This window comes from Skermanella aerolata KACC 11604, from assembly GCF_000936425.1.
GTDB lineage: Bacteria > Pseudomonadota > Alphaproteobacteria > Azospirillales > Azospirillaceae > Skermanella > Skermanella aerolata.
Map to the genome: position 1 here is coordinate 19,654 of NZ_AVFK01000008.1, position 21,984 is coordinate 41,637.

The following is a 21,984-nucleotide window of genomic DNA, read 5'->3' on the forward strand; positions in this document are numbered from 1 at the left end:
CGTAGCGCCGGAATACGACTGGAAACATGACCGAACACCTGACCCAACGGGATGTCGAACGGCTGTTGGCGGATCCTTCTCCGCAGACCCGCGCCGAAATGGCCGCCAAAGTCGCGGCAAGTCTTGAAAGCGTCAGTCTGACCGAAGGCGAGCGAAAGCTTGCCGAGGGCATCGTCCGCGTCATGGCGCGCGATGCCGCCGAGCGCGTCCGTCAGGCGCTTGCCGAAAATCTCAAGTCATCGCAGAGCCTGCCGCGCGACGTCGCCTTGACGCTCGCCCGCGACGTGGAGGCGGTGGCCCTGCCGGTGCTCGGGGCATCGTCGGTCCTGACCGACGTCGATCTGATCGAACTGGTGCGCACCGGCACCGCCGCCAAGCAGACGGCCATCGCCGGGCGGCCGGAAGTCAGCGCCGAGGTCGCCGACGTGCTGGTGGAAACGGCGCCGGAGCAGGCGGTCGCCAAGCTGGTGGCCAATCCCGGCGCGAAGATCGCGCCGGAGAGCCTGGGCCGCGTGCTTGACCGCTTCGGCGACAGCCCCGCCATCCAGGAACCGCTGGTCCATCGCGACCAGTTGCCGGTGACGGTGGCCGAGCGGCTGGTGGCGCTGGTTTCCGACACCCTGCGCGACTATTTGGTGACCCATCACGACCTGCCGGCGGGCATCGCCAGCGATCTGGTGCTGCAAAGCCGCGAGCGCGCGACGGTTTCGCTGTTCACCGACGGCCAGGACAACGCCGACGTCGAACGGCTGGTCGAGCATCTGCGCCGCAACGGCCGCCTGACGCCGTCGCTGATGCTCCGGGCGCTTTGCATGGGCGACGTGGCGATCCTGGAAGCGAGCCTGTCGCTGCTGGCCAAGGTGCCGCTGACCAACGCCCGTCTGCTGATCCACGATGCCGGGCGGCTGGGCTTGAAGTCGCTTTACGAGCGCGCCGGCCTGCCGACCCGCCTGCTGCCAGCCTTCCGGGTAGCGGTCGATGTCTCGCACGAAACGCTGCTAGACGGCGAACCCGGCGACCTCGACCGCCATCGCCGCAAGATGATCGAGCGGATCCTGACCCAGTACGAGGATCTGTCCTCGGATGACCTGGATTACCTGCTCAACAAGCTGGGCGACCTGGTCGAGCCGGCGGACTGAGGAAACCGTCCGCCGCCGCTAGAAGCTGGGCGGCGTACAGGCGCTGACGACTTCGCAGATTTCCTCGCCGACGGTGCGGAAACGATGGGGCAGGCGGCTGTTGAAGTAATAGGCGTCTCCCGGCCCCAAGATGCGGCGCTGGTCTCCCACCGTCACCTCCAGCCGGCCGCGCAAAACAACGCCGCCTTCCTCCGCCGCATGGCGCAGCATGTTCTGACCGGTGTCCGCCCCTGGCTGATACTGCTCATGCAGGATCTGGAGCGCCCGCGCTTCCGGGTCGCGGCCGACCTGGGCATAACGGATCGCTCCATCGCTGATGACGGTCAGGTCTTCGGCGCGGAAGAACACCTGCTCGCGCGGCGCCTGTTCCATCGAGAAGAAATCGGCAAGGCTCATGGGGATGCCGTCGAGCACTTTCTTGAGCGAGCCGACCGAGGGGCTCGACCTGTTCTGCTCGATCAACGAGACGGATGCATTGCTGACGCCGGCCCGCTTCGCCAGTTCACGCTGCGACAGCCCGTGCATCTCGCGGATTGCCCGGAGCCGGGCGCCGACATCGAACTCCATGGGATTCTACCCGCGAACCACTGTTAAACCTGTTGAATATATTGAACAGGTAAGTGGCTTTCGCGCAAGGCACCTTATTGTCTCATTTTGCGGCTGCAAGGCCCTTGTCGATTTTCTTGAGCGTGGCTTAGGCTGCTGGCAACGAGACGAACAGACAGAGCTGTCCGTTCGTGCCAACCCGCCATAATCCTCGACCAGTGAAGGAGAGCCCGTCATGGACGGCATCATGACCAGTCAGCCGAACAACCTCGAAGCTTTCTGGATGCCGTTCACGATGAACAGGCAATTCAAGAAGGCGCCGCGCATGCTGGTGTCGGCCGAGGGGATGTACTACACGGCGCAGGACGGCCGGAAGATCCTGGACGGTGCGGCGGGCCTGTGGTGCGTCAATGCCGGCCACCGCCGTCCCAAGATCGTCGAGGCTGTTCAGAAACAGGTCTTCGAGCTCGATTACGCACCGGCCTTCCAGATGGGGCATCCAGCGGCGTTCGAACTGGCATCGCGCCTGATCAACCTGATGCCCGGCGACCTCGACCACGTCTTCTTCACCAACTCCGGATCGGAGTCGGTCGATACCGCGCTGAAGATCGCGCTGGCGTATCAGCGCGCCAGGGGCGAAGGCACCCGGCAGCGGTTGATCGGCCGTGAGCGCGGCTATCACGGTGTCGGTTTTGGCGGCATCTCGGTCGGCGGCATCGTGTCCAACCGCAAGTTCTTCGGCAGCCTGCTCAACGGCGTCGATCACATGCCGCACACCCACGACAAGGCACACCAGGCCTTCAGCCGGGGCCAGCCGGAATGGGGCGGCCATCTGGCCGACGAACTGGAGCGCATCGTCACGCTGCACGACGCCTCCAACATCGCCGCCGTGATCGTCGAGCCGGTTGCGGGCTCGACCGGCGTGCTGATCCCGCCGCAGGGCTACCTTCAGCGGCTGCGCGAGATCTGCGACAAGCACGGTATCCTGCTGATCTTCGACGAGGTCATCACCGGCTTCGGTCGCCTGGGCGCCGGCTTCGCCACCGATTACTTCGGCGTGATGCCCGACATCGTCTGCACGGCCAAGGGCATCACCAACGGGACCATTCCGATGGGCGGCGTCTTTGTCCGCAAGCACATCTACGACGCCTTCATGACCGGCTCCGAAGGCGCCATCGAGCTGTTCCACGGCTACACCTATTCCGGTCACCCGGTCGCCTGTGCGGCGGCACTCGCCACGCTGGACACCTATCAGGAAGACGGACTGTTCCAGCGCGCCGCCGATCTGGCGCCGTACTGGGAAGACGCGGTCCATAGCCTGAAGGACGCCCGCCACGTCATCGACCTGCGCAACCTGGGTCTGATCGCCGGCATTGAACTCGAGCCGCTGCCCGGCCAGCCGACCAAGCGGGCGTTCGAAGCCTTCCTGAAGTGCTTCGAGGCCGGCGTGATGGTCCGCACAACCGGCGACATCATCGCCCTGTCGCCGCCGCTGATCATCGAGAAGGCCGAGATCGACCGGATCTTCACGACCATTCGGGAAGTCCTGGCGACGATCGAGTAGAGGCCGGGCGATAGTGATGTTGGGCCGTGGCCCGACATCACTTCGTCAACGCAGACTTATGGCTGCTCCAGGTTGGTGCAAAGACGGGGCTCGGACGCGCACAGGACGGGCTTGGAATTGCCGAGCTTGCCATGGGCGCAGACATCGCCCGTACGGGAATACTCCTCCCTCGAGTCGTGTCTGTCATGCAATCTGTCGCGTTCGCTCAGCATATCGCCGGAGACACGGTCGAGATGCTGACGGATCGTCCGAGCCATCCGCTCGCCGATCCGCTCCACATCGGACTCGCGTTTGGCGACCTGGGAGCCGGCCTGCTTCACCGCGAACTCGATCTTGCGCTGGATGATCGGCGTGAAGCGGTCCAGCACGTCCTGGTCGATCCTGTAATGCAGGACCTCGTGCTGCCAGACCGATTCGCGGATGCAGTCGTCGTCTTCCAACTCGCTCCCGACATAGATCTTCGGGTCGGTCAGCGTGATCGTGACATCCACCGCCTCGATCGAGACGCACAATTCCCGTCCGTCGCTTGTCCAACGGTAGCGTGACTGCTGGGCGACAGTGAAGGCCCCGACATAGAGGCCGGCGGGATGGGCGCCGGGCTTCTTGAACAGGCGGGTCAATTCGCTGTAGGTGCGCTCTTCCCGGGTCAGCGGCGCGTTCTGCGCTATTTTCAGCGAAACGGTCGCGTCAGGCGGGCGGGTCTGGCAGGTCTGCGCGGATGCCGGAGCCGCGAGCGGGAACGTCAGGATGAACAGCCCCAGGGCTGCCGATACGATCGACCTATTGGACACGGGCGGGCGCGCTGCTGTGATGACTGATCTCATCATTCATCACAGCAAATGCGGCAATTTTCCAATCCTTTCGAGTTAACTCCCGGCCCGAGACCTGCTCATGTCACAGCAGGTCGCGCAGCCTGAACCATGCCATCGCCAGCACGAGCAGCGGTGTGCGGGCAGCGCCGCCGGGGAAGCTGGCGTGGGGCAGGCGGGCGAATACGTCGAACCGCTCGGCGGTCCCGCCGACCGCTTCCGCGATCAGCTTGCCCGCCAGCCCGGTCAGGGCGACGCCGTGGCCCGAATAACCGTGGGCGAAGAAGACGTTGTCCCCGAGTCGCCCGAAATGGGGTGTCCGGTTCATGGTGATGGCGACGTTGCCGCCCCAGCAATGATCGATCCGCGTGTCCGCAAGTTGCGGAAAGTAGCGCAGCATCGTCTTGCGGAGAAGCCGCTTCAGGTCCGGCCGGTCGAGCGCCGAATAGCTGACGCCACCTCCGAACAGCAGGCGGTGATCGGGCGAGCGGCGGTAGTAGTTGAGGACGAAGTTGACGTCCGCGACGGCGTGGCCGCAGGGAATCAACTCGGCCGCGCGCTTCTCGCCCAAGGGTTCCGTCGCGATCATGTATGTCGCGACCGGCATGATCTTGGCCGCCAGTTCGGGGGCGAGGCGGCCCAGATAGGCGTTGCCGGCCAGCACCATGTACCGGGCGCGGACCACGCCGGCAGCGGTATGAGCCGCGGGGGAGGCTCCGGTTTCGATCCTCAGCACACGCGAGCCTTCGAAGATCCGGGCGCCGGCTTCCGCCGCGGCGGACCCCAGGCCGATCGCATAGTTGAGCGGGTGAAGCTGTCCGCTGCCGCCGTCGAACAGGCCGCCGACATAGGCGTCGGATGCGACCATGGACCTGATCTCCGCCCGGTCGAGTGGTCGCGCTTCCCCATAGCCATAGTCGTTGCGCCATTCCGACTCCATCTCACGGAGGCCGGTCATCTGGCGCTGCTTGAGGGCGGCCATCACGTAGCCCCAGCGCAGATCGCAGTCGATCCTATGCCGGGCTACCCGGTCGCGCAGGATGGTCTTGGACTCTTCGCCCAGTTCCCACAGCAAGCGCGCATCGTCCTTGCCGACCCAGCCGGCCATGGTGCCCATCGGCGGGTTGTAGGCGGTGACGATCTGGCCGCCGTTGCGGCCCGAGGCTCCCCAGCCGATCTTCTCCGCTTCCAGCACGACGACGTCATAACCCCGCTCCGCAAGGTTCAGGGCGGTCGAAAGCCCGGTATAGCCGCCGCCGACCACGCAGACGTCGCACCGGATCTCGCCGTCGAGTTCCGGATGGTCGGGCTGGGGCAGGGCGGTGTCGGCGTACCAGGAACGGGGGTGCAGCCTGCCGGCCACTTAAGGTCGTCCCCTGCCGCAAGAGGTGGGACTGCGGCAGCCAAGGATCGGCCAGCGGCTGTCGCACCACGGCGTACATCTCCGCCAGAATACAAGAGTCTGCGCCGATCCGAACATCGCGGCGTGGAGCCCGGCTATGGTCAAGGTCATGAAAACTCCGGCATAGATCACGTCGTTGAAGAAATGGGCTCCCATCGCGATCCTGAGAAGCCCCGCTCCCAGTCCGGCAGCCATGCCCGCCATGAGCAGCGGTCCCGAAAAGCGGCGCGCCACGACATAGGCCACGATCTGGAGATAGAAACCCATGGCGGCATCGCCGGCCACGAAGGAGCAGTTCTTCTCGCATTGATTGCTGAACACCATCGGCGGGCTGTAATATTGACGCCCGCCGAATTCCTCGACCTGAACAGGCCGCGCCCGGTTCCACATGTCCTTCAGCACGACGTTCGCAACCAGTCCCGGCCCAAGCACCAGTCCCAGGAACAGGAAGGCCCAACTCTTCGGCCCGAGCCGCAGCAGTGTCCCAGCGGTCTTCGACCGAACGGTGCGGATGGCGGTATGGAGAAATGCCAGCAAGGTGACGGTGCCGATAATGCGCGCCGTTATCTGGATCGCGCTATGCAGGAACTCCGGTACCGGCTGGTTGCGCCACATGAAGCCCGCGGCAGGATCGAAGAAAAGCATGGAAACGTTGAGGTCGATCGCTGGGACCAGTACCAGCACGATCAGGATCGCCAGCCCTATCTGAATGCTCCGCCGCACCCGCGACGTCCTGAAGGCCGCCAGACCGCTGTTGTCGGAGGTCCGCTTGTCAGGTGCCATCGGCATAGATCCAGATCCGTTCCACTCGTGCATATGACTATGCCGTATGGAGTAAACCTGGAAGGCCTTTTCGGTGTCGAGACTTCCTTCGAGCCGCGGAAAAATTCCGCGGCCCGTCTCTCCGTATTTTCGGATCAAGCGCCGAGGGCCTGTTCGCGAATGGTCAGATAGGCCTGATCGCTCCACTTGCTCCAGGCCCGCGATTTTTGCAGGGCGTTGGTGAAGGACGCGTGGACCTTGCCGGCCAGTTCGCTGGACGCAGCGATTTCCGTCAGCACTTCCTTGGTCGCCCGGCCCATCTCGGCGACGACGTCGTCCGGCCATGTGCGCGGCTGGACCCCATGGTCGCGGACCAGCGGCTCCAGCGAGATGGCGTTGTGCCAGTTGAAGTCGGCCAGAGTCGTGGTCGCGGTGGCCTGTGCCGCCGCCGCGACGATCTGCTGGAGATCCTTCGGCAGGGCGTCATATTTCTGCTTGTTGACGCTGATCTCCAGGGCCGGTCCGCCCTCGTGGAAGGCGGGCAGGTAATAGTATTTGGCGATCTGGTGCAGGCCGAACGCAAGGTCGTTCCATGGTCCGACCCATTCCGCCGCGTCGACCGCGCCGGACTGGAGCGCGGCGAAGATCTCGCCCGGCGGCGTCAGCACGACGTTGACGCCCATCTTCTGCATCACGGCGCCGCCGAGGCCGGCGATCCGGAACTTGCGGCCGCGAAGGTCGGCCAAGCTCTTGACCTCCCGGACGAACCAGCCGCCGGCCTGTACGCCGCTGCTGCCGGCGTAGAGCGGCTTGACGCCGAACGGGGCATAGGCCTCGTCCCAAAGCTGCTGTCCACCACCGAAATAGAGCCAGGCTGCATGTTCGGTCGCGTTCAGGCCGAACGGAACGCCGGTGAACCAGTGGAACACCGGGCTTTTGCCCTGCCAGTAATAGGGGGTCGCGTGCAGCATATCGGCGGTGCCGCTGACGACGGCGTCGAACGCTTCGAACGGCGGCACCAGCTCGCCCGCCGCATAGAGCTTGACCGAGAGCCGGCCGCCGCTGAGGGCCGTGATCATGTCGGCGGCCCGTTGCGCATTGACGCCGACTCCAGGAGCGTTCTTGGGCCAGGAGGTGACCATGGTCCACTGCTGGCGGCCCTGCGAGATCGCCGGCGCCGGGAACGAGGATGCCGCACCGAGCGCCGCCGCTCCGCCGATGGCGCCTGTGGTGATGAATTGACGTCTTTTCATGTCGCCTCTCTTGATGGAAGCCTGTCCGGCACCTCTTTGGGGCGGCATAGTGCCTTCTCCGCCGTCGCGTTACAACGCGTTCGGAAGCCGCGCCCGGTCATGTGCGATCCAGTCCGGTTCGAATCAGTTCAGCGGTTCGCCGCGCGTGACCGGCTGGACCGGCGCCGTAAGGGGAGCGGGCGCACCGGTCGCTCCGCCGTTCTGGTTCGACGGATAAGGCTGCGAGGCACCGGGATCGGCCGGATAAGTCTGGGTCGGGTAGTTCTGGGTAGGGTAGTTCTGGTTCGGATAAGCCTGCTCCTGCTGCACCGCCTGATCGGTGTCGCCGCCCGCCGGTCCGTATCCCTGCTGGCTGCGGGCCTGGATCTCCGGATCACGCTCCACCCGGTTGATGACGTATTTGGTGCCGTCGCTGACGCCGCTGGCGATCATTCCGACCAGACCGCAGCCGGACAGCATCATCACCGCCGGTAAAGCCAGGAACACGATGCGCATGCAATCCCCCTTGTCATATCGTCCCCTGCGCTAAAGCCAAGGTGCTTCCGGCGCAAGCACCAAATGCGATCCGCTCTCCGAAAGCGACCTCTTCAGGGAGATGGACAAAATGCATACACCCACTGGCGCGTTTTGCCGGCAAGACCCATAATGCAGGCCATCGAGCGCAACAAAGCGGAGCCGGCGGGGGTGCGCCCGCGCCGTCATATATATGAACCTGCTCAGTGATTTCATTCAGCGCCACCAGATCACCGAAGTCGAGTGCCTGGTCCCGGACATGTCCGGGATCGCGCGCGGCAAGATCCTGCCGGCTGAAAAGTTCCTCCGCATCCTGCGCGAGCGCGGGCTCCGCATGCCCGAGGCGATCTTCATCCAGACCGTCACGGGCGAATATCCCGACGACGAGGACGTGACCAGCCCGGCCAATTCCGACATCTACATGCGGCCGGATGAGAACACGATCCGCCTCGTCCCCTGGTACACCGAGGCGACCGCCCAAGTGATCAGCGACTGCGACTATGCCGACGGCAGCCCGGTGGATATCTCGCCGCGCTGGGTCCTGAAGCGGGTGCTCGAACTGTACGACGCGCGCGGCTGGAAGCCGATCGTGGCGCCGGAGCTGGAGTTTTTCCTGGTCCAGGTCAACAAGGACCCGGACTATCCGCTGGTGCCGCCGGTCGGCCGCTCCGGCCGTACCGAGAGCGGGCGTCAGGCCTACGGCATCGACGCGGTCAACGAATTCGATCCGATCTTCGAGGATGTCTACGACTACTGCGAAGCCCAGCGGATCGACATCGACACGCTGACCCATGAAGCTGGCGCCGCGCAGATCGAGATCAACTTCAATCACGGCGACCCGCTGGAACTGGCCGATCAGGTCTTCCTGTTCAAGCGCACCGTCCGCGAGACCGCCATCCGCCACAATGTCTACGCGACCTTCATGGCAAAGCCGATGCAGGGCGAGCCGGGCAGCGCCATGCACGTCCACCAAAGCGTGGTGGAGAAGGATACCGGGCGTAACCTGTTCTCGACCGACCAGGGCGAGGACACGCCCCTTTTCCTCAGCCACATCGCCGGCCTCCAGAAGTACCTGCCGTCGGCGATGCCGCTGCTGGCCCCCAACGTCAATTCCTACCGCCGGCTGATTGCCGGGTCCGATGCGCCGATCAACGTCCACTGGGGACGCGACAACCGCACCACCGGCTTCCGCGTGCCGGTGTCGCCGCCCGAATCGCGCCGTGTCGAGAACCGCGTGGCCGGAGCGGACGCCAACCCGTATTTGGCAATGGCAGCCTCGCTCGCATGCGGTTATCTGGGCATGATCCAGGATCTGGAGCCGACAGACCCGGTCAAGGGCAGCGCCCACCGGCTGGCCTATACCCTGCCGCGTCACCAGTCCGACGCGATCAACAAGTTCAACGCCAGCAAGCCGCTCCGCGAGATCTTCGGCGAACGCTTCATCGCCGCCGTCACCCATGTCAAGCAGGCTGAGTACGACGCCTACCAGCGGGTCATCAGCTCCTGGGAGCGGGAAAACCTGCTGCTGAACGTTTGATCACCGAAGCCGGAATATTCCGATCTGCCGACGCGTCGATGTCGGGCTGAAGAGGCCCGACCTACGGGTGACGCCAGCCAGAAACGCCGACGCCACCACCGGATCGACTCCTAGGTCGGGCCTCTTCAGCCCGACATCGACGCGCTGGTATCACTTCAGTTCAACGGCGTAGTCGTCCAGCTTGGGCACCGACGCGATAAGCTCACGTTCCTTCAGGAACTCCGCGAATCGGGTATAGCGCCGGGAGTCGAGGGCGCCGGGGCTATGGGCGAAGCGTGGCAGGGTATCGCGCCATGCACGCTTGTTGAGCTCGTCGTCCAGTTCCGGGTTCGCCTTGACGAACAGCTTCCATGACTCTTCCGGATGGTTGATCAGGTACAGCGTGCCGCGCTCGAGCGCTTCCAGGAAGCGGGGCAGCCGCTTGTCGGCGACGTTCTCCCGGTTCGCGACGACGACCAATTCGTCATAGGGCGGTACGCCCTCCTCCTCCGGGTAGAAGGCGCGGCCGGGCCGGCCTTCGATGTCCATCTGGTTCAGTTCGAAGTTGCGGTAGGCGCCGACCACGGCATCGACCTGACCCGACAGCAAGGCGGGAGACAGGCTGAAATTGACGTTGACCAGCGACACGTCGGACAGCTTCAGCCCGGCTTTCTCCAGCATGGCGCCGAGCAGCGCGTCTTCCAGGCCGCCGACCGAATAGCCGACCTTGCGGCCCTTCAGGTCCTTGATCGACTTGACCGGACCGTCGGCCAGCACGACCACCGTGTTGAGCGGAGTCGAGATCAGCGTACCGATGCGGGTCAGCGGCAGTCCTTCCGCCGCCTGCATCTGAAGCTGCGGCTGGTAGGAGATCGCCAGATCGGCCTTGCCGGCGGCTACCAGCTTCGGCGGGTCGTTGGGGTCGGCGGGGGCGACCAGATCGACGTCGAGACCGACTTCCCGGAAATAGCCCATCTCCTGCGCCACATAGAGCGGCGCGTGGTCCGGATTGACGAACCAGTCCAGCAGGACGGTCAGCTTGTCCTGGGCAAAGGCCGGGAGCGAGGTTACGAGTCCCGCCGCTATCACGGCGGCGCCTATGCCGGCCTTCAGCGCGGTCCTTCGCGATGCTGGAATACGCATGGGTGATCAGTCCCTCTCATCGTTCGAATTTTTTGTCGGTTGCCAGGGCAGGGCGTGCCGGAGCAGCGCGTCCACCGCGAAGTAGAACGTCACGGAAATCACGGCCAGGGTCAGCAACGCCGCGAACATCAGGTCCACCTGCATTCGTCCGTTGGCGTGAAGCATCAGGTAGCCGAGACCGGCCGATGCCCCGACCCATTCGCCCACGACAGCCCCGATCGGCGCCACCGCCGTCGCGACCCGCAGGCCGGAGGCGAAGGCGGGCAGGGCAGCCGGCAGCCGGACATGGATCAGCGTGCTCCAGCGCGACCCGCCCATGGTCTGGGCGAGGTCCAGCCAGCCCGGCTCGGTCCGCCGCAGCCCGTCGAAGAAGGCCGAAGTTACCGGGAAGTATATGATGAGCGTCGCCATCGCGATCTTGGACGCCATGCCGTAGCCCATCCACAGCACCAGCAGCGGTGCCAGTGCGAAGACGGGTATCGCCTGACTGAACACCAGCACCGGCATCAGCCAGCGCCGCGCCGGCCGGAAATAGCTGAGGACCAGGGCCGTCACGGCGCCCAGCACGCCGCCGAGAGCCAGGCCGCCGAGGATTTCAGATACCGTGAACAGGGCGTGGTAGCCGATGATGCCCGCGCGCTCGTACAGGGCCGCTGCCACCCGGACCGGATCGGGCAGGATGAAGCGCGGCACGCCGGTCGCCCAGACCAGCATCTGCCAGGCGACAACCAGCACCGCTGCGGTAACGGCGGGGCGGACGACCCGCATCATGACGCGAGCAGCCTGAGCAGGTCCGCCTGACCCGCGAGAAGTGCCGGGGCGTCGGGCGGACGCGGCGGTGGTCCTGACGGCGAGATGGCGGGGCCGATCACCGCCGGCTGGCCGGCCATGACATGGATGTCGTGGCCCAGGCGCAGCGCTTCCAGCGGGTCATGGGTGACCAGCAGCACCGTCCGGCCCGTCAGCAGCCGGGCGGCCTCCTCCTGGAGCCGCAGCCGCGTGATGGCGTCCAGGGCGGAGAAAGGCTCGTCCATCAGGACGATCGGCCGGTCCTCCATCAGCGTGCGGGCAAGCGCCACGCGCTGCCGCATGCCGCCGGAAAGCTCGGCCGGCTTGGCCCGCAGGCGGTCGCCCAAGCCGACCTTGTCGAGCAGGTCCCGCGCCCGACCGGTCAGGGCGGGGCTTATCTTCTCTCCCCGGAGCCTGGAGCCGACCAGCACGTTATCCAGGGTGCTCAGCCACGGCAGCAGGAGGTCCTGCTGCGCCATATAGGCGACGCGGCCGGCAAGCGGTCCGCCGTCCTCGGCCGTCACTTCGGTCGGCGGTTCTGGGGCGGCCAGTCCGGCGATCAGCCGCAGCAGCGTCGTCTTGCCGACGCCGCTGGGACCGAGCAGGCAGGTCCATCGCCCGCCTTGCAGCGAGAAGTCGAGGCCGTCGAACACGGCGGCGCCATCGAAAGTCAGGCGCGCCCGCCGGATCGAAACGCCGACGGGGGGTATTGGAGCGGATGCGGAAGGCCGCACGATGTCGTGCATGGGTCACTGATCCCTACGCCGGTATCAACCGGATCAGGTTCCAGGGGTCGTCCCGAGACTTGGGACCTCTCAGCCGACCATCGGCTCCCCCCAGTGAGGTTGGGCAGACTATTGCAAGTCCATGACGGTCTGGCAAGCATCCCCGGCGATGTCCGGCCGATATAGTTGACGAACCCTGAACAGCGGCCTAGTTGACCTTCCATGCTGACCAGACCCCTGTTCATCGGCAGCGAGATCTACCGGGCCTCCTCCTATGGCCGGAAGCATCCGCTGGCGATCCCCCGAGTCTCCACCGCCATCGACCTTTCCCGCGCCATGGGCTGGCTGGACCACCGGTCGTATCTGGACAGTCCGATGGCGACGCCGGACCAGCTCGCCCGGTACCACGACCGGACCTATATCGATACCGTCCGGCGTGCGGAGGCGGACCAGCGGCTCGATCCGGAATCGCGCGACCGGTACAACATCGGCCGGCTGGAGAACCCGATCTTCGCCGAGGTCTTCCGCCGTCCCGCCACCGCTTCCGGCGGGTCGCTGATGGCGGGACGGCTGCTGGCCGAACATGAAGGCATAATCTACAACCCGGCGGGCGGGACCCATCACGGCATGCCCGACCGGGCCAGCGGCTTCTGCTATTTCAACGATCCTGTCCTTGGCATCCTGACCATGCTCGACGGCGGGCTGGAGCGGGTCTACTACGTCGACCTGGATGCCCATCACGGCGACGGCGTGGAATACGGTTTCGCCGATGACGACAGAGTGCTGACCGTGTCGGTCCACGAAGCCGGCCGCTGGCCCTATACCGGTAAGGTCGAGGAACGCGCCGGCGGCTTGGCGCGCAACCTGCCCGTTCCCATCGAGTTCAACGATTCGGAACTGGCCTATATCGTGGACGAAGCGCTGATGCCGCTGGGCCGGCGGTTCGATGCCGACGCCGTCGTGATCCAGTGCGGCGCCGACGCGCTGGCCGACGATCCGATGAGCCGGCTCGGCCTGTCCAACCGAGCTCTGTGGGCGGCGGTCGCCGAGCTTTCGACGCTGGCGCCCCGTGTCCTGGTGCTGGGGGGTGGCGGCTACAATCCGTGGTCGGTCGGGCGCTGCTGGGCCGGCGTCTGGGCGACGCTCAACGGGATCGACCCCGATGTGCCCGTGACACCGGACGCGGAGGAAGTCCTGCGGGCGCTGACCTGGACCCGCCGGCAGGGACAGAACCCGCCGGAACACTGGTTCACCACGATAGCCGACGCGCCGCGCCCCGGACATGTGCGCGACGACATCCTGCGGATCGTCGATACCGTCATGGAATGACGGGATGGCATGGCGGGACCTGCCCGGATGCTCAAATGCTTTACATATTCAAGGCGCTGCTGTAGCGACTGGAACATGGCTGCTGCGATTACCCGAATCCTCACCCTCGTCCTGCTGCTGGTTGCGGCCGGAACAGGGCCGCTCTACGCCTCTGAAACCTTCCCGACGGGGCGCCTGACCATCGAGACCGCATCGGGCGGCAAATACGGCTTCGCGATCGAGATCGCGCAGACACCGCGCCAGATGGCCCAGGGCTTGATGTTCCGCGAACAACTGGCGCCCGACGCCGGCATGCTCTTCATCCTGCCGGCGACACAGACGATGTCGATGTGGATGAAGAACACGCTGATCCCGCTGGACATGGTCTTCATCGACACCGACGGCCGGATCGTGAACATCCACGAGCGCGCCGTTCCACATTCGCTCGACACGATCAGCTCGGCCGGCCCGGTCAAGGGCGTGCTGGAGATCGGCGGCGGGATGGCGTCGAAGCTCGGCATCCGCGCCGGCGACCGGGTCGTGCATGAGGCTTTCCAGCCTCCGAAGTGAGGCTCGGGGATCAGGAGCCAGGGATCAGGGGCGCTTCCGCGCCAGGGTCAGGCCGTCGCCCAGTGGCAGCATGACCTGGGTCACCCGCTCGTCGGCATGGACGAAGGCGTTGAAGGAACGGAACGTCTCCGTCTTCGGCTTGGTCGCCGCCGGGTCGACCACCGTGCCGCGCCACAGCGTATTGTCGATCGCGATCACGCCGCCGGGGCGGACGAGGGTCAGCGCCTGCTCGTAGTAGGAGGGGTAAAGCTCCTTGTCGGCGTCGATCAGGGCGAAGTCGAAGCTGCCCGCCGCCCCTTCGCCGACCAGGGCCGCCAGCGTATCGGAGGCGGGCGCCAGCCGCAGGTCGATCCTGTCGGCGACCCCGGCTTCTTCCCAGTAGCGCCGGGCGACATCGGTCCACTCCACGCTGACGTCGCAGGCGACGACCTTGCCTTCCGGCGGAATCGCCAGAGCCGCGATCATGGCGCTGTAGCCGGTGAAGGTGCCGATATCGAGCGTCCGCCGCGCCCGCAGAAGTTCCAGCACCAGCGTCAGCAACTGTCCTTCTTCCGGGGCTATCTGATAGTGACCGTGGGTCAGCTTCGCCGTTTCGTCCCGCAGACGGGTAAGGATGGGCGGCTCGCGCAGCGAGTTGTCGAGGATGTACCGGTGGATGTCCGGAGGCAGGAAAACGGATTGCTGGGTCAACGCGAGACCTCGTCGGAATTTTTCGGGGAAGGGCGGATCAGGAGGGATGGGACCGGTGGCTAATCGCCACAGGGTTACATATATATGCGGGTGGCGGAAATTTCTTGAGGAGAGTTCCAGAGCGGTGGGTTGCTGCCGTCTCGATCATGTTGTATGTCACGCATCGGCGGAACGTAGCGCAGTCTGGTAGCGCATCTGCTTTGGGAGCAGAGGGTCCCGAGTTCGAATCTCGGCGTTCCGACCATTGCGAGAAGTCGTGGAGAAGCGAACCATGCAGGTGCGTATTTATCAGCCCAGCAAGTCGGCCATGCAGTCCGGCCGCGGCAAGACTCATGATTGGGTTCTGGAATACGAAAACGCGACGCCACGGCGCGCGGAACCGCTGATGGGTTGGATCGCTTCCGGCGACACCCTCAATCAGGTCCGTCTCAAGTTCCCGACCAAGGAAGAGGCAACGGCTTTCGCCGACCGCAAGGGTTGGGAATACATCGTCCAGGACGCGCACCAGCGCCGCGTCCGCCCGCGCAACTACGCCGACAATTTCCGCCCCGACCGCGTCCGCTGAGGACGCGCCCGGGGCCACCCGCCCAACGCGGCGCCCTTAGCTCAGCTGGATAGAGCACCCGCCTTCTAAGCGGACGGTCGCTGGTTCGAATCCAGCAGGGCGCGCCATTTTTTGATGAATTTCAATACCTACAGAATCAAGCGCGGACAAAAGCACGCTGGCGTAGGTCGGGCCTCTTCAGCCCGACATCTAACATTCCAGACGGGCGAATACTTTTAACTCCACTGGCATCAGGAAGCCGCCTTCGCCAGTTGCTGTTCGCGATGGAAGACGAACATGCCGCTGCCGATGATCAGTGCGGCGCCGAACGCCACCGGCAAATCCGGCACGTCGCCCCAGAACGCCCAACCCAGTGCCATGGCCCAGACCAGCGAGGTGTACTGGTAAGGGGCGACGACCGCCGCCGGGCTGAGTTTCAGCGAATGGTTGACCAGCACGTGGGCGACCAGTGCCACGACACCCAGCACGCCGATCAGCGACAGTTCGAGCAAGCTGGGGGCGACCCAGACGAAGGGCAGGGCGACGGTCCCCGCCACGCCGACGCCGAGGGTCTGGGTCGTGATCAGGGTGAGGCCGCTGGCGCCCCGTAACGACCGCGTCGAGATGAGCGTCAGCGCGAAGGTCAGGCTGCCGGCCAGGGCCAGGGGAGTTCCCGCCGACAGGAAGTCGCCGCCGGGGCGGAGTACCAGGACGACCCCGGCGAAGCCGATGCCGACCGCGATCCAGCGCCTAAGCCCTACCTTCTCGCCCAGCAACGGTACCGACAACGCCGTGACCAGCAATGGGGCCGCCATGTAGATCGTCATGACATCGGCTAGCGGCATTTCGCGGACCGCCAGATAGAAGAAGGCGACTTCGGCGACGATCAGGACGTTCCGGATCAGATGGCGGCCGGGATCGGGCACGCGGAAGACGCTGGAGAAGCCTGCACGCATGACCAGCGGCGCCAGGATCAGCAATGCCGAGGCGCTGCGTACGGCCAGGATCAGCGGGACCGGGCAAGTTTCCACCAGCCATTTGCCCATGGCGTCGTTCAGCGTGAACAGCGCCATGCCAGTGACCATGCACAGGATGCCCAGGCGGTTCTCGGCTGCGGACGATGCGGATGGGTCGGCCAGGGACGCGGGTGAGGACAAGATCGGCTCCGGCGGTGCTCGACGCCGCGTCAGGCGGCGGCATCTCGCGTCAGTCTGCGGTGAAGGAAGGCCATGACGGCGGCTTCTTCCGGCTTCAGCGCATCCAGTTGGGTGCGCAGGTCTTCTTCTATCTGGTCCTTCAACTGGTTGACCAGATCACCTTCGAGATAGCAGTCCAGTACCTGGGGATGGATGTAGCACTTGCGGCATATGGCCGGGGTATTACCAAGCCGGGACGAGACACGCTCGATCGCATCGCGCAGGTTGCGCTTGGCGGCAGCCTTGGTGTCGACGGTCTCGAACTCGGTCAGGGCGATGGCGGCCAGCACGGTACCGGCCCAGGTCCGGAAATCCTTGGCGGAGAAGTCCTGTCCGCTGATCTCCCGCAGGTAATCGTTGACGTCCTGCGAGGTGACGCCATGCCGCTGGCCATCGTCGTCGAGGTACTGGAACAAATGCTGCCCCGGCACGTCCTGACAGGACTTGACGATGCGGGCGATGCGGCGATCCTTGACCTGGAGGTTCCAGGTCTTGCCGCTCTTCCCCTTGAACTGGAAGCGCAGCTTGCCGCCGTCGACCTCGACATGCCTGTCCTGAAGCGTCGTCAGGCCGAAGCTCTTGTTCTCCTTGGAGTAGGTGGCGTTTCCGATCCGGATCAGAGTGTTTTCCAGGAGGTGGACGACGGTCGCCAGCACCTTCTCGCGCGGCAGGCCGCGCTTGCCCATGTCGGCCGAAATGCGCTCGCGGATGGCGGGCAGGGCCTTGCCGAAATCCAGCATACGCTCGTACTTCGTACTGTCGCGTACTTCCCGCCAGCGCTGATGGTAGCGGTACTGCTTGCGGCCCCTGTCGTCGCGGCCGGTCGCCTGGATGTGGCCCTTGGGGTCGGCGCAGATCCAGACGTCGGTATAGGCCGGCGGGATCGCGAGCGACTTGATGCGGCCCAGCGTCTCCTTGTCCTTGACGGCCGTTCCGTCGGGATTGCGGAAGCTGAAACCCTTGCCGGACTTGCGCCGCCGGATGCCGGGTTCCTCGTCCGAGACATAGACCAGCCCGGCCTGTTCGGCCGCGGCCGGTGCATCGACTATCGTACCTTCGTCTCCGGTTTCCGGACCGTTGACCGATCCGTTCGCCGGGTTCTTCGCCTGAGTAGCGCCGTTCTTCATTCTCACATCCTCAACCGTACTCCCCTGCAATAACGGTCTGTGAAGAAAATCAGCGCGCCTGATTTTGCGGATGGGACCCGATTGGCTGCTGGATTGTTCACAGGTGACTGAATCATTGAACACCCGTTCTTTTTCACTCCGTCGAGGCCGATCCGTGAGCAGACTACAGCAAGCTTCAAAGACTATTCGTCGGTCACGTGTACAGGAAGGTCTTCCCTTTCCGCTGGGCGCAACCTGGGACGGCCTGGGGGTGAATTTCGCGTTGTTCTCCGCTCATGCCACCAAGGTCGAACTCTGCCTGTTCGACCAGGACGGGCGGCGCGAACTGGAGCGGGTCGTACTGCCGGAGTACACCGACGAGGTCTGGCACGGCTACCTGCCGGATGCACGGCCGGGGACGGTCTATGGCTACCGAGTCCACGGGCCGTACGAGCCGACCGTCGGGCATCGTTTCAACCCGAACAAGCTTCTGCTCGATCCCTATGCCAAGGCGCTGGTCGGGCATATGCGCTGGTCCGACGCCCATTTCGGCTACCGGATCGGCTCGCCCCGCGACGACTTGTCGTTCGACCGGCGCGACAGTGCCGCCGGCATGCCGAAATGCCGGGTCGTCGATCCCGCCTTCACCTGGGGCAACACCCAGGCGCCGCGCATTCCGTGGGAACGGACGATCTTCTACGAGACGCATGTCGGCGGATACACGATGCGGCATCCCGCGGTTCCGCCGCAGTTGCAGGGAACATACGCCGGCTTGGCGCACCAGGACGTCGTCGACTACATCAAGAGCATCGGCATCACGTCGATCGAACTGTTGCCGATCCACGCGTTCCTGGACGACCGTCACCTGCTGGAGCGGGGTCTGCGCAACTTCTGGGGCTACAACAGCATAGGCTTCTTCGCGCCCGAGCCGCGCTACTCGGCGAGCGGCACGATCGGCGAGTTCAAGGAGATGGTCGCGCGTTTCCATGATGCCGGGATCGAAGTGATCCTGGACGTGGTGTACAACCACACCGCCGAGGGCAACGAGCGCGGGCCGACCCTGTCGTTCAAGGGGATCGACAACGCATCCTACTATCGTCTGGCGCCCGATCCGCGATACTATATCAACGATACGGGGACGGGAAACACGCTGAACGTGTCGCATCCGCGCGTCCTCCAGATGGTGACCGACAGCCTTCGCTACTGGGCGACCGAAATGCGGGTGGATGGCTTCCGCTTCGACTTGGCGACGATCCTGGGACGCGAGCCGCATGGCTTCGACCAGGGCGGCGGCTTCCTGGACGCCTGCCGTCAGGACCCCGTCCTGTCTCGCGTCAAGCTGATCGCCGAGCCCTGGGACATTGGCCCCGGCGGCTATCAGGTCGGCGGCTTCCCGCCCGGCTGGGCGGAGTGGAACGACCGCTACCGCGACACGGTACGCAGCTACTGGAAGGGCGACGAGAGCAAGTTGCCGGAACTGGCATCGCGCATGACGGGGTCGAGCGACTTCTTCGACAAGCGCGGCCGCCGGCCCTGGGCCAGCGTCAACTTCATCACCGCCCATGACGGCTTCACGCTGAACGATCTCGTATCGTACAACGAGAAGCACAATACGGCCAATGGCGAGAACAACCAGGACGGACACTCCAACAACCACAGCTGGAACCATGGTGTCGAGGGTCCGACCGACGACCCGACGATCAAGGAACTGAGGGAGCGCCAGAAGCGCAACTTGCTGGCGACGCTGCTGTTCTCCCAAGGGACGCCGATGATCCTGGCGGGCGACGAGTTCGGCAATACCCAGAACGGCAACAACAACGCCTATTGCCAGAACAGCGACATCGCCTGGATCAACTGGGACAAGATCGACGACGACGGCTACAGCCTGATCGAGTTCGTGCGTCAGGCGGTGGCACTGCGCCACTCCCATCCGCTGCTCGGTTTGCCCAAGTTCCTGCACGGGCAACAGGACAGCGAACTGGGCGTCAAGGACATTACCTGGATCACTCCGGCCGGGACCGAGAAGAGCCCGGAGCAGTGGCAGGACCCTATGGCCCGTTGCGTCGGCATGCTGCTGGACGGCAGGGTGGCCGCCGGCCTTCAGCAGCGGACCGATAAGCCCGGCGACATCCTGATGCTGGTGGTGAATTCCTACCACGAGGACCTGCCCTTCACCGTTCCGAGCGTCCCCGGCGTGGTCGGCTGGCAGACCCTGATGGACACGGCGCAGCCGGATCGCAAGACCCAGATGCTGAAGGCCGACGGGAGCTTCAAGGCGTCGGGACGTAGCCTGGTCCTGCTGTCCGCCTTCCACGACGGAGCGGTCTGGACGACGGCGGAGCCGGCGCGTGAACGCCTGGCGATGCCGGAGGCCGATCCCGTACCCGAAGCACCGGTAGAGGATGCGCCGCTGGAGGTATCGACCGGAGCGGAAGCCGCGGCTTTCGATCCGGCCGACCATGGCGAAACCGTTGAAGAGGCATCCGACGCCGAAGCTGAGGCGATGGAAAACACCGCTGCCGAACCGGGCGAGCAGCCCGGAAGCCAGGAAACAGAGCCGAGCGAGACGCGATGACCGAGCCGCTGGGGCCTGACGAGGAGCGGTTCCGCGCTCTCGCCGACAGCGCTCCGGTGCTGATCTGGATGTCGGATATTTCCATGGGCGGTATCTATTTCAACCGCGCTTGGCTGGATTTCACCGGCCGGCCTGCCGAAAGGGAGGCCGGCGAAGGTTGGAGAGAGTCGCTGCACCCGGAAGATCTGGCGCCCTTGGAGGCCGCGCAGGCGGCGTTCGCGGTGCGGCAGCCATTCCAGGTCCAATTCCGCCTGCGCCGGCATGACGGGATCTGGCGCTGGATGCTCAACAGCGGCAAGCCGCGTTTCGATCCGGCTGGCGGGTTTGCCGGCTATACCGGAAGTTGCGTCGATATCACGGAGCGGTTCGAGGCGGAGGAGGATGCACGTCGGCAACTGCGGGTAATGCGGACGATCACCGACAACGCCGTGGAAGGGATGTTCCTGATGGATGCCCGCGGCAGGGTCTCCTTCGTCAATCCGGCGGCCGAGCGGATGTTCGACTGGAAATCCGACGAGCTGTTCGGTGAGATCCTCCACGACAAGCTGCATTACAAACGGGTCGACGGCAGCCCGTTCTCCATCCGGGAATGCCCCCTCGGCCGGGTCTTCACGAACGGAGAAACCCTGAACGAACATGAGGACATCTTCTACCGGCGAGACGGCACGCCGGTTCATGTCCAGTGCTCGATCGCGCCGATCCGGAGCAACGGCAGGGTGGACGGCGCCGTTCTCGTGGTCCACGACATCACCTACCGCAAGCAGGCGGAAGAGGCGCTGCGTCTCAGCGAAGACCTGTTCTCGGCGATCTTCCGGCAGGCCATCGTCGGCATCACCGAGATCGACCTGACCGGACGCTTCCTGATGATCAACGACCGCTTCTGCGAGATCGTCGGCCGACCAAGGGAGGAAGTGCTGGCGCTCCGAACCCAGGACATCACCCATGCCGACGACGTGCCGAACAACATGGCGATGCTGGAGCGGGCGCGGGCGACCGGTGAGGACTACCAGCTCGAGAAGCGCTACCTGCACCCCGACGGCACCGTCGTCTGGGTCCATAACAGCGTTTCGGTCGTACGGAACTCGGATGGGCGACCATTGCATCTGGTCGCGGTCGTCCGCGATATAACCGAGCAGAAACGCGTCGAAGCCGAGATGATGCGGGCCAACCAGGATTTGCAATCGGCCCTGACCGAGCGCGAGGTACTGGTCAAGGAGGTCCATCACCGGGTCAAGAACAACCTTCAGGTCGTCGTCAGCCTGCTTCGCCTCCAGGCGAGCCGGCTGCGCGACGAAGTCGGCAGCGACGCGCTACGGGAAAGCCTGAACCGCGTCTCGGCGATGAGCACGATCCATGAGCTGCTCTACCGTTCGACCACGATGGCGGATATCGACTTCGCCGAGGTCCTGCGCACCCTGACAGCCAACCTGCACGACGCCTATGGACATAACGAGGATCGGGTCGCCATGATCGTCGAGACCGACCCGGTGCCTGTCAGCATGGATGCGGCCGTTCCGCTGGCCCTGATCGCCAACGAACTGATCTCCAATGCTTTCAAGCACGGTTTCCCCGATGACGCCGAAGGATCGGTGCGGGTCGGGCTGGTGCGGGACGGGGACACCGTCGTCCTGACGGTGTCCGATACCGGGCCAGGTTTCGTGCCGCCGAAGCGCAGCAGCAGCCTTGGGCTGATGCTGGTGGACCGGCTGGTGCGGCAGGTGTCCGGGGAGCTTGAAATGGAACCGCCGCCGGGAACGCGCTACCGGCTGAAGTTCACGCTGGAATAGGGCGGGCCGCTGTAGGTCGGTCTCAGACCAGTAGCCGAAGAGTTTGA

At 64.9% G+C, this 21,984-nt stretch carries 20 protein-coding genes, 2 tRNA genes and 1 riboswitch; of the genes, 10 read left to right on the forward strand and 12 right to left on the reverse strand.

Annotated features, from left to right (window positions below):
• Window positions 1-26 precede the first annotated feature (26 nt).
• Window positions 27-1,139 (forward strand): SpbR family protein, encoded by a 1,113-nt coding sequence (gene spbR, locus N826_RS12090; protein WP_044429082.1) that lies wholly within the window; start codon window positions 27-29, stop codon window positions 1,137-1,139.
• An 18-nt stretch (window positions 1,140-1,157) separates the two neighbouring features.
• Here spbR and N826_RS12095 read toward each other — a convergent pair whose 3' ends face one another.
• The gene (locus N826_RS12095; RefSeq protein WP_044429084.1) at window positions 1,158-1,706 is read right to left on the reverse strand and encodes a cupin domain-containing protein; all 549 of its coding nucleotides are present in this window, start codon (window positions 1,704-1,706) and stop codon (window positions 1,158-1,160) included.
• A gap of 214 nt (window positions 1,707-1,920) precedes the next feature.
• Here N826_RS12095 and aptA point away from each other — a divergent pair, with 214 nt between their 5' ends.
• Window positions 1,921-3,249, forward strand: a complete 1,329-nt coding sequence (gene aptA, locus N826_RS12100) for an omega-aminotransferase AptA (protein ID WP_084720692.1) — start codon at window positions 1,921-1,923, stop codon at window positions 3,247-3,249.
• A gap of 56 nt (window positions 3,250-3,305) precedes the next feature.
• Here aptA and N826_RS12105 read toward each other — a convergent pair whose 3' ends face one another.
• The 5 genes from N826_RS12105 to N826_RS12125 form a co-directional block, all read right to left on the reverse strand.
• Window positions 3,306-4,040, reverse strand: coding sequence for a hypothetical protein (locus tag N826_RS12105; protein ID WP_147040501.1), 735 nt, complete (start codon window positions 4,038-4,040; stop codon window positions 3,306-3,308).
• A 103-nt stretch (window positions 4,041-4,143) separates the two neighbouring features.
• Window positions 4,144-5,421 (reverse strand): NAD(P)/FAD-dependent oxidoreductase, encoded by a 1,278-nt coding sequence (locus tag N826_RS12110; protein WP_044429086.1) that lies wholly within the window; start codon window positions 5,419-5,421, stop codon window positions 4,144-4,146.
• Complete coding sequence (locus N826_RS39910; protein WP_169789331.1) at window positions 5,422-6,243, reverse strand: phosphatase PAP2 family protein; 822 nt, start codon at window positions 6,241-6,243, stop codon at window positions 5,422-5,424.
• Between the two features lie 134 nt (window positions 6,244-6,377).
• Window positions 6,378-7,475 (reverse strand): TRAP transporter substrate-binding protein, encoded by a 1,098-nt coding sequence (locus N826_RS12120; protein ID WP_044429354.1) that lies wholly within the window; start codon window positions 7,473-7,475, stop codon window positions 6,378-6,380.
• A gap of 123 nt (window positions 7,476-7,598) precedes the next feature.
• A complete protein-coding gene (locus tag N826_RS12125; RefSeq protein ID WP_044429088.1) occupies window positions 7,599-7,970 on the reverse strand; it encodes a hypothetical protein in 372 nt (123 codons plus the stop codon).
• 211 nt (window positions 7,971-8,181) lie between these two features.
• On the opposite strand from N826_RS12125, the gene N826_RS12130 reads away from it, so the two are divergent.
• The gene (locus N826_RS12130; RefSeq protein WP_044429090.1) at window positions 8,182-9,525 is read left to right on the forward strand and encodes a glutamine synthetase family protein; all 1,344 of its coding nucleotides are present in this window, start codon (window positions 8,182-8,184) and stop codon (window positions 9,523-9,525) included.
• Between the two features lie 150 nt (window positions 9,526-9,675).
• Here N826_RS12130 and N826_RS12135 read toward each other — a convergent pair whose 3' ends face one another.
• From N826_RS12135 to N826_RS12145, 3 genes are all read right to left on the reverse strand, one after another.
• Window positions 9,676-10,647, reverse strand: coding sequence for an ABC transporter substrate-binding protein (locus tag N826_RS12135; protein ID WP_044429091.1), 972 nt, complete (start codon window positions 10,645-10,647; stop codon window positions 9,676-9,678).
• Between the two features lie 6 nt (window positions 10,648-10,653).
• The gene (locus N826_RS12140) at window positions 10,654-11,418 is read right to left on the reverse strand and encodes an ABC transporter permease (protein WP_044429092.1); all 765 of its coding nucleotides are present in this window, start codon (window positions 11,416-11,418) and stop codon (window positions 10,654-10,656) included.
• A complete protein-coding gene (locus N826_RS12145; protein ID WP_044429093.1) occupies window positions 11,415-12,182 on the reverse strand; it encodes an ABC transporter ATP-binding protein in 768 nt (255 codons plus the stop codon). Before N826_RS12145 ends, N826_RS12140 begins: the two co-directional genes overlap by 4 nt.
• Window positions 12,175-12,283: riboswitch (TPP riboswitch) on the reverse strand. Its footprint overlaps the gene before it by 8 nt.
• Window positions 12,284-12,383: 100 nt before the next feature.
• Here N826_RS12145 and N826_RS12150 point away from each other — a divergent pair.
• Both N826_RS12150 and N826_RS12155 read left to right on the forward strand, forming a co-directional pair.
• Window positions 12,384-13,490, forward strand: a complete 1,107-nt coding sequence (locus N826_RS12150) for an acetoin utilization protein AcuC (protein ID WP_044429095.1) — start codon at window positions 12,384-12,386, stop codon at window positions 13,488-13,490.
• 75 nt (window positions 13,491-13,565) lie between these two features.
• On the forward strand, window positions 13,566-14,039 hold the full coding sequence (locus tag N826_RS12155; protein WP_044429097.1) for a DUF192 domain-containing protein: 474 nt from the start codon (window positions 13,566-13,568) through the stop codon (window positions 14,037-14,039).
• Between the two features lie 24 nt (window positions 14,040-14,063).
• On the opposite strand, the gene N826_RS12160 is transcribed toward N826_RS12155, so the two are convergent.
• Window positions 14,064-14,729 carry a class I SAM-dependent methyltransferase gene (locus N826_RS12160; RefSeq protein WP_044429099.1) on the reverse strand — a complete coding sequence of 222 codons (666 nt, stop codon included), beginning with the start codon at window positions 14,727-14,729 and terminating at the stop codon, window positions 14,064-14,066.
• 167 nt (window positions 14,730-14,896) lie between these two features.
• Here N826_RS12160 and N826_RS12165 point away from each other — a divergent pair.
• The 3 genes from N826_RS12165 (at window position 14,897) to N826_RS12175 (ending at window position 15,401) form a co-directional block, all read left to right on the forward strand.
• Window positions 14,897-14,973, forward strand: a tRNA-Pro gene (locus N826_RS12165).
• 27 nt (window positions 14,974-15,000) lie between these two features.
• Window positions 15,001-15,294, forward strand: a complete 294-nt coding sequence (locus tag N826_RS12170; RefSeq protein ID WP_044429101.1) for an ETC complex I subunit — start codon at window positions 15,001-15,003, stop codon at window positions 15,292-15,294.
• Between the two features lie 30 nt (window positions 15,295-15,324).
• A tRNA-Arg gene (locus N826_RS12175) sits at window positions 15,325-15,401 on the forward strand.
• A gap of 123 nt (window positions 15,402-15,524) precedes the next feature.
• On the opposite strand, the gene N826_RS12180 is transcribed toward N826_RS12175, so the two are convergent.
• The gene (locus N826_RS12180) at window positions 15,525-16,430 is read right to left on the reverse strand and encodes a DMT family transporter (RefSeq protein WP_244619533.1); all 906 of its coding nucleotides are present in this window, start codon (window positions 16,428-16,430) and stop codon (window positions 15,525-15,527) included.
• Between the two features lie 29 nt (window positions 16,431-16,459).
• Window positions 16,460-17,596, reverse strand: coding sequence for a DNA topoisomerase IB (locus tag N826_RS12185; protein ID WP_052831109.1), 1,137 nt, complete (start codon window positions 17,594-17,596; stop codon window positions 16,460-16,462).
• 154 nt (window positions 17,597-17,750) lie between these two features.
• Between N826_RS12185 and glgX the strand changes: the two genes are divergently transcribed.
• Together glgX and N826_RS12195 are read left to right on the forward strand one after the other, a co-directional pair.
• Complete coding sequence (glgX, locus tag N826_RS12190) at window positions 17,751-20,150, forward strand: glycogen debranching protein GlgX (protein WP_373866629.1); 2,400 nt, start codon at window positions 17,751-17,753, stop codon at window positions 20,148-20,150.
• Window positions 20,147-21,937 (forward strand): PAS domain S-box protein, encoded by a 1,791-nt coding sequence (locus N826_RS12195; protein ID WP_044429104.1) that lies wholly within the window; start codon window positions 20,147-20,149, stop codon window positions 21,935-21,937. Before glgX ends, N826_RS12195 begins: the two co-directional genes overlap by 4 nt.
• The last annotated feature ends 47 nt before the right edge of the window (window positions 21,938-21,984 follow it).